This window comes from Streptomyces cinereospinus, from assembly GCF_042430725.1.
Lineage (GTDB): Bacteria > Actinomycetota > Actinomycetes > Streptomycetales > Streptomycetaceae > Streptomyces > Streptomyces cinereospinus.
Window position 1 is genome coordinate 18,436 of the sequence record NZ_JBHMCY010000087.1, and the last position, 12,069, is coordinate 30,504.

General features: G+C 72.2%; 12 protein-coding genes. 7 read left to right on the plus strand and 5 right to left on the minus strand.

The genetic code is table 11. The annotated features are described in order from the left end of the window. Positions 1-74 precede the first annotated feature (74 nt). The 3 genes from ACFF45_RS31120 (at position 75) to ACFF45_RS31130 (ending at position 3,018) form a co-directional block, all read left to right on the plus strand. On the plus strand, positions 75-719 hold the full coding sequence (locus tag ACFF45_RS31120) for an NAD(P)-dependent oxidoreductase (RefSeq protein WP_381350126.1): 645 nt from the start codon (positions 75-77) through the stop codon (positions 717-719). A 130-nt stretch (positions 720-849) separates the two neighbouring features. Further along, entirely contained in the window at positions 850-1,713 is an 864-nt protein-coding gene (locus ACFF45_RS31125) for an SDR family oxidoreductase (protein ID WP_381350127.1), read from the plus strand. A 96-nt stretch (positions 1,714-1,809) separates the two neighbouring features. Beyond that, positions 1,810-3,018 (plus strand): acyl-CoA dehydrogenase family protein, encoded by a 1,209-nt coding sequence (locus ACFF45_RS31130; RefSeq protein ID WP_381350128.1) that lies wholly within the window; start codon positions 1,810-1,812, stop codon positions 3,016-3,018. Positions 3,019-3,226: 208 nt separating this feature from the next. Here ACFF45_RS31130 and ACFF45_RS31135 read toward each other — a convergent pair whose 3' ends face one another. After that, on the minus strand, positions 3,227-3,916 hold the full coding sequence (locus ACFF45_RS31135; RefSeq protein ID WP_381350129.1) for a GntR family transcriptional regulator: 690 nt from the start codon (positions 3,914-3,916) through the stop codon (positions 3,227-3,229). Positions 3,917-4,140: 224 nt separating this feature from the next. On the opposite strand from ACFF45_RS31135, the gene ACFF45_RS31140 reads away from it, so the two are divergent. The 4 genes from ACFF45_RS31140 to ACFF45_RS31155 all read left to right on the plus strand — a co-directional run bounded on the left by ACFF45_RS31140 (position 4,141) and on the right by ACFF45_RS31155 (position 6,862). Further along, positions 4,141-4,716, plus strand: coding sequence for an NADPH-dependent FMN reductase (locus ACFF45_RS31140; RefSeq protein ID WP_381350131.1), 576 nt, complete (start codon positions 4,141-4,143; stop codon positions 4,714-4,716). 21 nt (positions 4,717-4,737) lie between these two features. Further along, a complete protein-coding gene (locus ACFF45_RS31145; protein ID WP_381350132.1) occupies positions 4,738-5,376 on the plus strand; it encodes a nuclear transport factor 2 family protein in 639 nt (212 codons plus the stop codon). Positions 5,377-5,501: 125 nt separating this feature from the next. Next, on the plus strand, positions 5,502-6,029 hold the full coding sequence (locus tag ACFF45_RS31150; protein WP_381350133.1) for a hypothetical protein: 528 nt from the start codon (positions 5,502-5,504) through the stop codon (positions 6,027-6,029). Positions 6,030-6,160: 131 nt separating this feature from the next. Continuing rightward, positions 6,161-6,862 (plus strand): SDR family NAD(P)-dependent oxidoreductase, encoded by a 702-nt coding sequence (locus ACFF45_RS31155; RefSeq protein ID WP_381350135.1) that lies wholly within the window; start codon positions 6,161-6,163, stop codon positions 6,860-6,862. Between the two features lie 52 nt (positions 6,863-6,914). Here the strand turns inward: ACFF45_RS31155 and ACFF45_RS31160 are convergent, their stop codons facing one another. Genes ACFF45_RS31160 through ACFF45_RS31175 form a run of 4 tightly spaced genes read right to left on the minus strand, consistent with a single transcriptional unit; the run spans position 6,915 to position 11,699 of the window. After that, the gene (locus tag ACFF45_RS31160) at positions 6,915-8,099 is read right to left on the minus strand and encodes an amidohydrolase family protein (RefSeq protein WP_381350137.1); all 1,185 of its coding nucleotides are present in this window, start codon (positions 8,097-8,099) and stop codon (positions 6,915-6,917) included. Beyond that, entirely contained in the window at positions 8,063-9,136 is a 1,074-nt protein-coding gene (locus ACFF45_RS31165) for an amidohydrolase family protein (RefSeq protein WP_381350138.1), read from the minus strand. Before ACFF45_RS31165 ends, ACFF45_RS31160 begins: the two co-directional genes overlap by 37 nt. After that, entirely contained in the window at positions 9,133-10,791 is a 1,659-nt protein-coding gene (locus tag ACFF45_RS31170; RefSeq protein ID WP_381350140.1) for an FAD-dependent monooxygenase, read from the minus strand. Before ACFF45_RS31170 ends, ACFF45_RS31165 begins: the two co-directional genes overlap by 4 nt. Continuing rightward, positions 10,791-11,699, minus strand: a complete 909-nt coding sequence (locus tag ACFF45_RS31175) for an alpha/beta hydrolase (RefSeq protein ID WP_381350141.1) — start codon at positions 11,697-11,699, stop codon at positions 10,791-10,793. The genes ACFF45_RS31170 and ACFF45_RS31175 overlap by 1 nt, the downstream gene beginning before the upstream one ends. Between the last annotated feature and the right edge of the window lie 370 nt (positions 11,700-12,069).

The following is a 12,069-nucleotide window of genomic DNA, read 5'->3' on the forward strand; positions in this document are numbered from 1 at the left end:
GCGGTGAGCCAGACGCCGCCGCCGGGCAGTCCGCGTGGGGGAGAGTCCCCGACGCATCTCACTGGGGAGATCTCATGGCCCGTATCACCGTTCTCGGCGGCACCGGATACGCCGGTGGCGCCATCGCCCGGGAGGCCGCCGCGCGGGGCCACGACGTCGTCGCCTTCAGCCGCAGCGCCCCGGACGCCGACATCGCCGGCGTCGTCCCCGTCACGGGGTCCGCGCTGGTCCGCGCCGACCTCGAACGCGCCGTGGCGGGCGCCGAGGTGATCGTCGTCGCGCTGGCGCCGAGCGGGGAGCTGGAGGACGGCTTCCTGAAGCTGAACGAGGAGATCGCCGAGCTGGCCCGCGCCGCGGGCGCGCGCCTCGGCGTGGTCGGCGGCGCCGGCTCGCTGCTGGTCGCGCCCGGGGGGCCGAAGGTCTTCGAGGCGCCGGAGTTCCCCGAGCGGTTCCGGGGCTACGCACGCCTGAGCGACCAGATCCTCCAGACGCTCCGGGACAGCGACCCGGACCTGGACTGGTTCGTGCTGAGCCCGCCCCAGGGCTTCGGACACTACGCCCCCGGCGAGCCGACCGGGACGTTCCGCCTGGGCGGCGACGTCCTGCTGACCGACGCGGAGGGGAAGTCCCACATCTCGGGGGCCGACTTCGCCACGGCCTTCGTCAACGAGATCGAGCGCCCGGCACACCGCCGCGAGCGCTTCACGGTCGCCTACTGACCGAGCGGCCGAGGCTCCTGAGCCTGGCCCATTAGCCACATCTGTATCTAAGCTGCCCGTTATCACATATGCCCTACGTCACGGCCGGATCCGTTCGGAAGCGCGTGGGCGTTGTACGCCGGAGGTTCTCTTGATTCTGGTAACCGCTGCCGGCGGCCGCACCGGCCGCAGCCTGGTGAAAGCGCTCGCGCGCCTGGGAAAGCCCGTCCGTGCCGTGGACATCGCTCCCTCGGTGACCGCACTGCGCGATCACGGGGCGGACGAGGCCCTCGTGGCCGACCTGCTCGAACCCGGCGACCTGCGCAAGGCCATGGCGGGCGTCGAGTCCGTCATCCACATCGGCCCCCTGTTCCACCACCGTGAGGCGGACATCGGCCGCGCGGTCGTCGCGGAGGCGCGGCGGGCCGGCGTCGGGCACTTCGTGCAGTTCTCGGTGGTGCACCCGCAGATCGAGGCGCTCCTCAACCACCAGGCCAAGCTGGCCGTGGAGCGCGCCGTGGTCCAGTCGCCGATCCCGTTCACGATTCTCCAGCCGATGCACTACCTGCAGAACATCGACGTCGCCGCGACCGTCCGCTCGGGCGTCCACCGCAAGCCCTTCTCGCACGACACGCGGCTGGCGCAGGTGGACCTGGAGGACGTCACCGCCGTCGCGGCGCAGGTGGCCGGCGATCCCGGCCACCACTACGCGACCTACGAACTGTGCGGGTCCGACTACGTGAACGGCCACGAGATCGCGGCCGTGATCGCGGAGGTGTCCGGACGGCCCATCACGACCGAGCTCCAGCCGATCAGCGACTTCGCGAGCAGCGAGCGCCAGACGCGCGAGGAGGACGAGTTCCCCTACGACGCCATGTACCGGCTGTGGGGCCACTACAGCCGCTACGGCATCACGGGCAACCCGAACGTGCTCGGCTGGCTGCTCGGCCGCCCGCCGACCACGCTGCGCGAGTACGTGGTGCGTGAACTGGAGGCGGCGGCCCAGGCCGGCTGACCGCCCGCGACGACCCACCGGCCCGGCGACGGACCGCCCGCCCCGCCTTGCAGACACCGCGCGCCCCAGCGGCGCGCTGATATCCGAGGGAAACGCATGACCACGTCGATCGAAACCCATCCCCTCACCGCCCAGCCGGATGTGGCCGAGCTCGTCGCCCGCGCCACCAAGCTGCAACCCCTGCTGCGCAAGAACTCGGCGCAGGGCGAGCAGGACCGGCGCGTGGTGGAAGAGAGCATCCAGGCCCTCCAGGAGGAGGGGCTCTTCAAGATCCTTCAGCCCAGGCGCTACGGCGGGCACGAGGCGTCGATGCGCGCCCTGGTCGACGTCTCCGCCGCCGTGGGCGAGGCCGACGGCGGCACGGCCTGGGTGGTCTCCCTGCTCAACTCCGGTGCCTGGCTGGCGAGCTGTTTCCCCAAGCAGGCGCAGGACGACGTCTGGGGGACCAATCCCAGGGCGCTGGTGTCGGGCGTGTTCTCGCCGCGCGTGGAGTCGCGGAAGGTGGACGGCGGCTACCGGGTCACCGGCAAGTGGTTCTACAACTCCGGTTCCTGGCACGCCGACTGGGCCGTGCTCAGCATTCCCGTCACCGACGAGGCCGGCGAGGTCGTCGACATGGCCATGGCCCTGGTGCCGCGCACCGACCTCGACCTGGAGGACACCTGGTTCGTCGCCGGCATGCGCGCCTCGGGCTCCAACTGCCTGATCGCCACCGACGTCTTCGTACCCGAGCACCGGATCATGTCGGTGGGCCCGGCGATCGAGGGCGACTTCCCCACCGAGTTCACCGACGAGCTCCTCTACCGCTCGCCCCTCGGGCCGTTCTTCGCCGTGGGCATGGTCGGGCCGCAGCTCGGCCTCGGGCGGGCGGCGCTGGCGATCGTGAAGGAGAAGGCGGCGACCAAGGGCGTCACCAACACCGTCTACACGCGCCAGGCCGACTCGGTGGCCTTCCAGATCCAGCTGGCGCAGGCCACCATGCACCTCGACACCGCCCACTTCCACGCCCACCGCGTCACCGAGGACATGGACAGGGCCGCCGCCGAGGGACGCAAGCTGGAGTTCCAGGACCGGGCGCGGATCCGCGCGGACATCGGCTGGGCGATCGAGAACGTCGTGAAGGCGATCGACATCCTGCTGTACGCGCACGGCTCCGGCAGCTTCGCCGAGGTCAACCCGTTGCAGCGGATCTGGCGCGACTCCGAGGTCGCCTCCCGGCACGCGGGCATCCTGCCGATGGTCTGCTACGAGATCTACGGCAAGGCGCTCGTCGGCTCGGAGGAGCGGATCACTCCCATGATCTAGGCGGCGGTCCCGGGCGGGGAGGCCGGCGGCCCGTACGGCGTCCCCGCTCCCGAGGGCCCCGGAGGGGACGGCGGACGTCCGGCCGGACCCGGTCGTGCGCCAGGGCCCGTCGTGTGGATCGGGTCGGCCGGCGGAGACTGCGCATCTCGGCCGACCCGGGCGGGCCCCGCGACGCCGGCGTGATCCACACGGCAGGCCGGGCCCTGGTCTAGGTGCCGGTCGCGCCCGGTTCGTCGGCCAGCGCGCGCAGTGCCGCCGCCTCGTTGCGGGTGAGGTGCACGAGCACGGCCTCCGAGACGGCCTCGGGATCGCGCCGCCGGAACGTGTCGATGAGGCCCTCGTGGGCGTGCTGGCGGCGCGACTTGTCCTGCGGGTCGGGGTCCAGCTTGCTGAAGCCGATCCGGATGTAGCGCTCGGCGGCCCGCCACAGCGAGTTCAGCACGCGCATGTCCCACGCGGTCGCCGCCGGGGCGAGCAGCGCGGCGTGGAAGGCGTGATGCGCGTCGTAGACGGTCTGGATGGTGTGCCGCTCGTGTCCGAAGTCCTCCGCCTGGGCCTGGAGCCGGTCGAGCGCGGCGTCGGTGATCTGGACGCTGGACCGGGCCGCGAGGTCGGGTTCGAGGTTGCGGCGCAGCCGGTAGATGCCCTGGAGGTCTTCCAGATGGAGCGGTGCCACGCAGGCGCTCCGGCCCGGCCGGGTGATCACGAGCCCTTCGCCTTCGAGATTGCGCACGGCTTCCCGTACCGGGATGAAACTGACGTCGAGCATGGCCGCGATCTTCCGCAGCGAGAAGGTCTCACCGGGCGCGAGGTCCCCCGAGACGATCGAGCGCCGCAGCTCGGTGGTGACCAGCTCCGGGATCGAGCGGGAGTCGATCGGCTGGAGGGGGCGTTTCATGTCTGCTTCCGCCTTCGCGCTCGGTTGTCACAGCGGGATGCCTGTCAGAAGGCAGGCCTCCGCAATATGATATAACAACGCACTTCGCGAGGTGAGGGGTTCCTGTGCCATCTGCCACTCCTCCCGCACCCTCGCTCTCCGGCCCACCGCACCGAGTCGGCCCAGGGCCCGGATTCCACCGGCGGCCGCACGCGCGCCCCTTCGTCAACCCCTGAGGAACAGCAATGTCCAGTACCGCACGTCCCGTCCTGCAGATCCACATCGGAAGCACGCGGCCCAACCGGATAGGGCCCGCCTTCGCCACCTGGTTCGCCGACCTCGCCGAGCAGCACGCGACGTTCGAGGTCGAAGTGGTCGACCTCGCCGAGGTCGGCCTGCCGCTGCTGGACGAGCCGAACCACCCGAGGCTGCGGCAGTACGTCCACCAGCACACCCTCGACTGGAGCGCGACCGTGGAGCGCGCCGACGCCTTCGTCCTGGTGACCCCGGAGTACAACTACGGGTACAGCGCCGTCACCAAGAACGCGCTGGACTACCTCTGCCACGAGTGGGCGGACAAGGCCGTCGGCTTCGTCAGCTACGGCGGCGTCGGCGCCGGCACCCGGGCGGTCCAGCAGCTCAAGCAGGTGGTGACCACACTGCGGATGGTGCCGGTGCTGGAGGCGGTCAACATCCCCTTCGCCATGCACAAGGTCACCGACGAGGGCGAGGCCATGAAGGACGCCGGCCTGGACCAGGCCGCGGTACTCATGCTCGACGAACTGGCCCGGATGACGGCGAAGCTGCGCCCCGCCAACTGACCCTCCGGAAAGGAGCAGCACATGGAAACCGCACCCGCAGAGGACGGCGCAGGAAGAACGAACCGGGCCAGCGGCGGTGAGGACGCCTCGCTGGTCACCCAGGTCGTCCTCAGTGAGCGTCAGGGACGGGACCGGGGCTGGTGGGACCTGATGGCGGAGCAGTACTGGCCGGACTCGAGGGTCCGCCTCAGCTGGTACGACGGTGACGGCGCCGGTTTCGTCACGGGATCCAGGGCGATGGCCGAGCGCGGCGCCGTGGCCACCCACCACGTCTTCGCGCCGGTCGTCCACGTGCGCGGCGCCAAGGCGCACGCCGAGGCGTCCGTGGCGATGCGGATCCAGGTCGAGGTCGGCGGGGTGACCGGCGACCTCGTCTGCCACAGCCGCCTGAACTACCGCCTGGAGCGGCGGGACGACCTCTGGAAGATCCTGTCGCTCGACGCCGTCTACGAGTACTGCACCCTCACCCCGTCGGTGCCCGGCCAGATCATCGAGGTGCCCCCGGAGGAGCTGGCCGGGCACCGGCCGAGCTACGCGGTGCTCGCCTGGAACATCGCGCGGGAGGGCCGCTCACCCAGCACCGACGAGCTCGGTGACGACCGCCCCGAGGAACTGGCCGCCTTCTACGCCGCGATCCGGGAGTGGCTGAACTCCGGCTGACGGCGGCAGCCGAGTCTCCGACGGCCTTTCCTGGCAACCGCGTTGCCAGGAAAGGCCGCAGCCGGCCCGCGTCCACGGCGCGGGACGCACTCGCCGCTGTCCCCCTCTCATCTCCCGGAGTAATCATGCTGTCACCCACTCACGAGCTCCTCGGTCTCCGTACGCTCGCCGTCCTTCCGCCCGTCCTGTTCACCCCCTCCCTGATCTCCTTCGCGGTCGCCCCGGGGGTGGTGGCGGTCGAGTACACGGGCATCCTGTTCCACCTGGCCATCATGTTCGTCGTCGCGCGCCTGCCCGCCCCTGGCTGGGCGAAGGCCGCCGGGTACGGATGGCTCGCCCTCGACGTCCTGTCGGCGATCATGACGATCAACGAGGTGCCGCACGACCTGGCCTGGGCGGTCCGGCTGGGCGGCCATGTCATGGCCGGCATGTGGTTCGTCACCGCGTCCCTGCTGGCTCCGCCCAGGAGCGTCCGCGTCGTCGGGGTGGTGCTGGGCTGCTGGCTGGCCCTGTTCAGCTTCCTCGGCAACGTCCTGCCGAAGGAGTTCCTCTACCCGAGTGGCATCCTGGTGCCCGTCTGGTTCCTGTTGATCGCCTGGAAGCACAGGGCCTTCGCCGCGGGGGCACCCGCCGTCAGCCCTCGTCCGGCGTGACCGGCGGGCTTCGGTCCGCAGCCGGCCGGCTGCGGACCGAAGCCCGCCGCCGCGTACGGCAGCGTAGTACTCCCGATACCAGGACGAGGCTTCCCTGGTACCCCTCCGTCCCCCGAGGCAGAGTCGATGCCATGACCATTTCCCTGATCACCGGTGCCAACAAGGGCCTGGGACTCGAAACCGCCCGTCAGCTCGTCGCCGCGGGCCACACGGTCTACACCGCCGCGCGCAACGCGGACAACGCGGAGCGGGCCGCGAAGGAGGTGGGCGGCCTGCCGCTGGTGCTGGACGTCACCGACGACGCCTCCGTGCACGCCGCCGCGCTGCGCGTCGCGGAGGAGCACGGCGTGCTGGACGTCCTCGTCAACAACGCGGGCATCAACGGGGGAGGGCCCAAGCCGCTCGGCGAGTGCACCGGGGCCGACGTGGCCGCCGTCCTGGACACCAACGTCGTCGGCATCGTCCGCGTCCTGCACGCCTTCCTCCCCCTGCTGGAACTCAGCGAGAACGGCACGGTGGTCAACGTCGGCAGCGGCCTGGGCTCCTTCGGGCGCGTCCACGACCCCGAGCGGGCCGAGTCCCGGGTGCCGAGCCTGTTGCCGTACCCGGTCTCCAAGGCGGCGGTCTCCATGCTGACCGTGCAGTACGCGCGGGCCTACCCCGGGCTGCGGATCAACGTCGTGGACCCGGGGCCGACCGCCACCGACCTCAACCGGCACCAGGGTTTCCAGACCGTCGAGCAGGGCGCCGCCCCCATCGTCCGGGCGGCACTCCTCGGTCCGGAGGGTCCCACGGGCGCCTTCCTCGACGGCGCGGGCGTCAGCCCCTGGTGACCACCGGCCCGGCGGGGAGATGAGCCGGGCCGGGTGGCTCCGCGGCGGCCGGTCAGGCGCCGGGGACGTACTCGATGCCGCCGACCCAGACACGCCGGACGGCGCGGGTGGCGCGGATGTCGGCGAGCGGGTCGCCGTCGATCAGGACGAGATCGGCGCGGTACCCGGGACGCACGACCCCGCGGTCGCGGAGGCCGAACGCCTGCGCGGTCAGCGAGGTCGCGGACCGCAGGGCCTCCACCGGAGTGAGCCCGGCCCGGACGAGCAGCTCCAGCTCGTGGTGGAAGCTGACGCCGTACGCCGGCTGCACCGGGATGCCGGGGGTGTGGTTGGCGTCCGTCCCGGCCAGGATCCGCGCCCCGGCCCGGCGCAGCGCGGCGACGCTGCCCTCGGCGGCCGCGTAGTCCATGCCCGGGATGCCGAGGGCGGCGAACCCCTCCATCATCGTCAGCGTCGGCACGGCGACCTGGCCGCCCGAGGCGTAGCGGGCCGCGACCGCGGGAGGCAGCGGGCTGTCGAGCGGCACGTGGTGGGTCATGTCGGCCCCGGCGGCCAGGGCCCGCTCCGCCATGGCCGCGGAGGTCGCGTGGGCCATGACGAGCCTGCCCCGCGCGTGCGCCGCCTTGGTCACGGCCTCGACCGTCTCCTGGCTCAGCCCCGGCTCGTCCACGATGATCTTGATGTAGTCGGAGCCCTCGGCGATCCGGGCCTGCACGAACCGGGTCGCCTGTTCCGGGCCGGTCAGCACTCCGTCCGCCGGGAACGTCGGCACCTGGCTCTGCGGGCTCCCGGGCGCGACGGCCGGGGTGCCCGCGCTGCGCACGTCCGTCAGACCGGCACGTCCGCGCAGCGACGCGACCACCGAGGGCGGGAAGCAGGCCATGTCCAGGCCGGTGGTGACCCCGAAGCGGGTCAGCTGCCGCAGGGTGTCGAGGTTCTCCAGGTGGATGTGCGCGTCGATGAGGCCGGGCAGCAGGATCGCGCCCCCGCAGTCGATCCTCCGGGCGCCGACGGCGCTGACCCCGATCAGTCCGCCGTCGATGACCACGGTGCGCGGCGCCGTCAGCCCGCTGCCGTCGAAGACGCGGACGTTGGTGAGGGCGACCCGGTCGCCGGTGGTGCTCTCCTGCGCGTGGGCGGCGGCGGGCGCCGCCAGCGCGGACACGCCGACGGCGGCCATCCCGGCCGCCGCGGCGCCTTTCAGGAAGTCACGCCGGTCGCTGTCGCTGAAGCACATCGTGAGGTGCCTTTCTGCTGTGGGGTGTCCTGGGAAGGAGCAGGGCGGTGCCGCCCCGTCGTGTACTGCCTGGTGCCGGTCAGGTGAAGCGGGGGAAGAGGCGTGTCGCGTTGGTGCGCTCGACTCCGGTCAGCTGTGGGGCGGTGAAGCCCTGGAACGCCGTGGTTGCGGATGTTGCGCTCCACCGTCGCCTCCGGGGCGGCGGGCCAGTCGGTGCCGAACAGCACGTGCGTGGCGTCGGTGACCTGGAGGGTGGGCAGCAGCGAGTGCGCGGAGCCCGCGAGCGCGGTGTCGTAGTACAGGCGGCGCAGCACGTCCGCCACGTGTCCGGGGTCGATGGCGGCGTCCTCGGGCCCTCTCCCCATGGTGGTGTGTTCGGCGATCCGCCAGCCCAGACTCGGCAGCGCCCCGCCGCAGTGGGCGAGGATCAGCCGCAGGCGGGGGTACCGCTGGAACACCCCGGTGTACAGGGCGTTGACGATGTTGCGCGCGGTGTCGAAGGGGTATTCGCACACGGAACTGGGCCGGCCGAAGCCGAGTACGTCCACGTGCGGACAGTCGGTCGGGTGGAGGAAGACCGGTACCTCGCGCCGGTCGAGTTCGGCGAGGACCGGCTCGTAGAACGGCTGCCCGAAGTAGTGGCCGACGCTGTTGGAGGTCAGCATGACGCCGTCCAGGCCCAGGTCGTCCAGACCGTAGGCGATCTCCGCCAGCATGGTGTCGGGGCTGTCCAGCGGAACGGCCGCGAACGCGCCGAACCGCCCCGGGTACTTCGCGATCAGCTCGGCGTACTCGTGGTTGACGTCGCGGCAGAAACGGGTGGCGAAGCCGGGGTCGTCGCCGGTGCCGGCGAAGGGCCACGGGGCGGACAGGATCTGGGCGGCGATCTCGTGGCGGTCAATGAAGGCCAGGGCGCCTTCCGGGCTCCAGCCGGCGGGGATCCGGTACCCGCCGGCCAGGGTGAACCCGGAAGCGAACAGACGCTCGACGGTGCCGCCGAGGTAGTGGGCGTGGACGTCGATGCGGTGCCGGGTCATCGGTCGAGGATCCCGTTCCCCGCCGGGCGGTGGTCGTGAGCCGCACCGGCCCGCGTGTGACCGCTCAGCGTGTCGATGAGGGCGGGGGCGTCCTTCGGGGCCTCCTCGCCGAGCCAGCCGACGACCTGGTCCGGCCGGACCAGCGCGAGACGTGCGCCCGGCAGCCCGGCGTAGTCGCGGTCCGCCGACGAAGCGAGGTGGACCACGGTGAGCGGTACGCCGCGGGCGCGGGCGGCGTCCAAGAAGGGCTGCTCCTCGCCGCCGTGCCCGCGGACCAGGAGCGTCAAATGCTCACCGAGCACGTCGTACAGGGAGCGGCCGTCCGGCAGGAACGCATGCGGCAGCCGGGCACCGACCAGCGGCCCCCGCGCCGTCGCGTCCTCGCCGGGGAGGATCGGCGAGGCGGCGATCCGCAGCCCGAGGACCAGTTCCAGCGAGTGGAACTCCGCCTTCTTGGTCTCCTGGATGCGCGCCGCCGCCGCCTGCCGGGCGTCGGCCCCCGCCTGGTCGTCCTGGTCGAGACCGTCGGCCAGCAACTCGGTGGAGAGCACCCGCATGTTGGCGGTCGCTTCGCTGATGACCCGTTCCTGCACGGGGCGGCGCTCGGCCTCGTAGCTGTCGAGCAGCTCCGGCCCGCCCCAGCCGGCGAGTACGGCCGCGAGCTTCCACCCCAGGTCGACGGCGTCGCCGAGCCCGGTGTTCAGCCCGTGCCCGCCGAACGGCGGATTGAGGTGCGCGGCGTCGCCGGCGAGGAACACCCGGCCGTTGCGCATGCGGTCGACGATCTGCATCCGGGCGGTCCACGGGTCGGTGGAGAGCACCCGGGCCTCCACCGGGCGGCCCGCGACCCCCTCGATGACGTCGAGTGCCGTGCGCTCCCCGGTCTCCCGGTCGACGCCGTAGGCGATCGCCCACCAGGTGCCCGTGCGGTCCAGGGGACCGACCAGCGCGGGCGCGGCCGCATTGACGACCCAGTACTGCACGGCCGGCCCATGGCGTACGTGGTCCCACAGGCCGGGGCTTTCGAAGACGAAGCCGAAGTTCGGGCGCAGCGCCTGCTCCCCGACGTAGCGGGAGCCGATCTGGTCGCGCACGGTGCTGCGCGGGCCGTCGCATCCGATCACGTAGTCGGCGGTGACCACGCTGCGGTTCCCGGAGCCGTCCTCGACGGTGACGGTCACCAGGTCGTCGTCCTGGTCGACGGCGACGACGCGGGAGCCGAGCACGAGCCGGCACCCGGCGAGCTCGCCCACGGCCTCGCGCAGGAGTTCCTCCAGGACGTACTGCGGTGCCTGCTGGCCGGTCTCCGCGAAGCGGTCGCCCTCGGGGACGAGCCCCAGCACGCCGGTGAAGCGGGACAGCTCGTGTCCGGCCAGCGACGTGCAGAAGACCACGTCCTGGGACCACGAGGTGGGAAGCGGCGCCCGCTGCCGGAGCCGGTCGGCCAGACCCCAGCGGCGCAGGTGCTCCATCGTGCGCACGTTGAGCGTCTTGCACCGTGGGCGGGCCCGCGAGACGGTCGACCGTGGTTCGACGACCAGGCAGTCGACGCCACGCCGTCCGAGTTCGACCGCGGCCGCCAGGCCGACCGGTCCGCCCCCGGCGACGAGGACCTGGACCCTGCGGGGGAGCCGCTCGTTCTCCATGATGTGCATCAGTTCCCGTTCTCGGCTTCGTGTCGTGCGGCGGCCCAGACCGCGCACTCCTCGGCGAACGCGAGCTGACGCAGATGCGTGGCGATGCCGAGCGTGTGGTGGTCGAGACAGTGGCCGGTGCCGCGGGCGACCTGCGCGTCGACGAAGGGCGCCGAGGTGAACAGGGCCGCGAACCGGGCGACGTTCTCCGGGGTGCTGTCCCACAGGGCGTCGAACTCGGCGAGCGCGTTGTGCACGGGGACGCGCACCCGGGGCGCGACGGCCGGCAGGTGCTCCCTCGGCCATGCGGGCGCCTGCGCCAATTCCCGCACGGGCACGGGTGCGTAGGTGTCGTGCGCCTGGCGCCGCGCTTCGGCGGTGTGGGTGTGGGCGGGCCCGAACATCACGTGGTCCCGCTCCTCGTAGGGCAGGTCCACCGTGTCGTCGGGCGGGAGGGAGCCGAGTGCCTCGGCCGCGCCGCCGGGCGGGATGACGGCGCCCATCCCGGTCGCCGAGACACCGATCAGCGGCAGCTCGGGGGAGTGTGCGGCGATCATCAAGGCGATCATCCCGCCGATCGAGTGGCCGACCAGGAACACCCGGTCGGCCCCGCGGCGCGCGGCTGCCTGGGCGACGGCGCCGCTCAGCAGCTCCGCGTGCCGGGTGAAGGTGTTGCTCTCCGGTGCGAGCGGCGTGCTGCCGCCGTAGCCCGGGCGGTCGAAGGCCACCACCGGGTAGCCGTGGGCGGCGGCGACGTCGAGGAACGACCCCCCGGGGCCACCCGCGACGTCGAAGTAGTGCGCCGTGTAGGTACCGCCGTGGAGGGCGGCGATCAACGGCTTGCCGCTCGGTTCGGCGGGCTCCGCGGTGATCGCGGTGATCTTGTGTCCGTCGACGTCGAGGGTCAGAACGTCGCGCTCTCGGGCCATCTGTGGCCTCCTGCCGGGTAGGGGTCGGCGTGCCGTACGGGAGACGGCGGGCGGGATCCGGGGTCGCCGCTCGACGGGTGGGCCGCGTCGAGGCGGTGGTGCGGGCCCCGGGCGTCGTCGCCGCCGGGGCAGAGTGGGGGGTGTGCGATATGTAATAACAGCTGGGAGTGGCAGCGGCAAGGCTCTGGTCGGTTTTCCAAGATCCGGGAGTGCACGAGGACCGGGGCGAGGGAGGGCGGATCCGTCCGCCGGAGAGGTCCGTCCTCCCTCGCCTCATCCGCCGAGTGGTGCGTAGTCCTGGGTGATCTGCTTGTGCTCCAGGAAGTCCTCGATGGAGGCGAGTCCGCCGAGCCGGCCCACGCCGCTGGAC

Bases quoted from the DNA above. Each gene is read 5' to 3' on its own strand.
- ACFF45_RS31120 (WP_381350126.1), top strand. From the start codon at position 75: ATGGCCCGTATCACCGTTCTCGGCGGCACCGGATACGCCGGTGGCGCC.
- ACFF45_RS31130 (WP_381350128.1), top strand. From the start codon at position 1,810: ATGACCACGTCGATCGAAACCCATCCCCTCACCGCCCAGCCGGATGTG.
- ACFF45_RS31135 (WP_381350129.1), bottom strand. From the start codon at position 3,916: ATGAAACGCCCCCTCCAGCCGATCGACTCCCGCTCGATCCCGGAGCTG.
- ACFF45_RS31140 (WP_381350131.1), top strand. From the start codon at position 4,141: ATGTCCAGTACCGCACGTCCCGTCCTGCAGATCCACATCGGAAGCACG.
- ACFF45_RS31145 (WP_381350132.1), top strand. From the start codon at position 4,738: ATGGAAACCGCACCCGCAGAGGACGGCGCAGGAAGAACGAACCGGGCC.
- ACFF45_RS31150 (WP_381350133.1), top strand. From the start codon at position 5,502: ATGCTGTCACCCACTCACGAGCTCCTCGGTCTCCGTACGCTCGCCGTC.
- ACFF45_RS31155 (WP_381350135.1), top strand. From the start codon at position 6,161: ATGACCATTTCCCTGATCACCGGTGCCAACAAGGGCCTGGGACTCGAA.
- ACFF45_RS31160 (WP_381350137.1), bottom strand. From the start codon at position 8,099: ATGTGCTTCAGCGACAGCGACCGGCGTGACTTCCTGAAAGGCGCCGCG.
- ACFF45_RS31165 (WP_381350138.1), bottom strand. From the start codon at position 9,136: ATGACCCGGCACCGCATCGACGTCCACGCCCACTACCTCGGCGGCACC.
- ACFF45_RS31170 (WP_381350140.1), bottom strand. From the start codon at position 10,791: ATGCACATCATGGAGAACGAGCGGCTCCCCCGCAGGGTCCAGGTCCTC.
- ACFF45_RS31175 (WP_381350141.1), bottom strand. From the start codon at position 11,699: ATGGCCCGAGAGCGCGACGTTCTGACCCTCGACGTCGACGGACACAAG.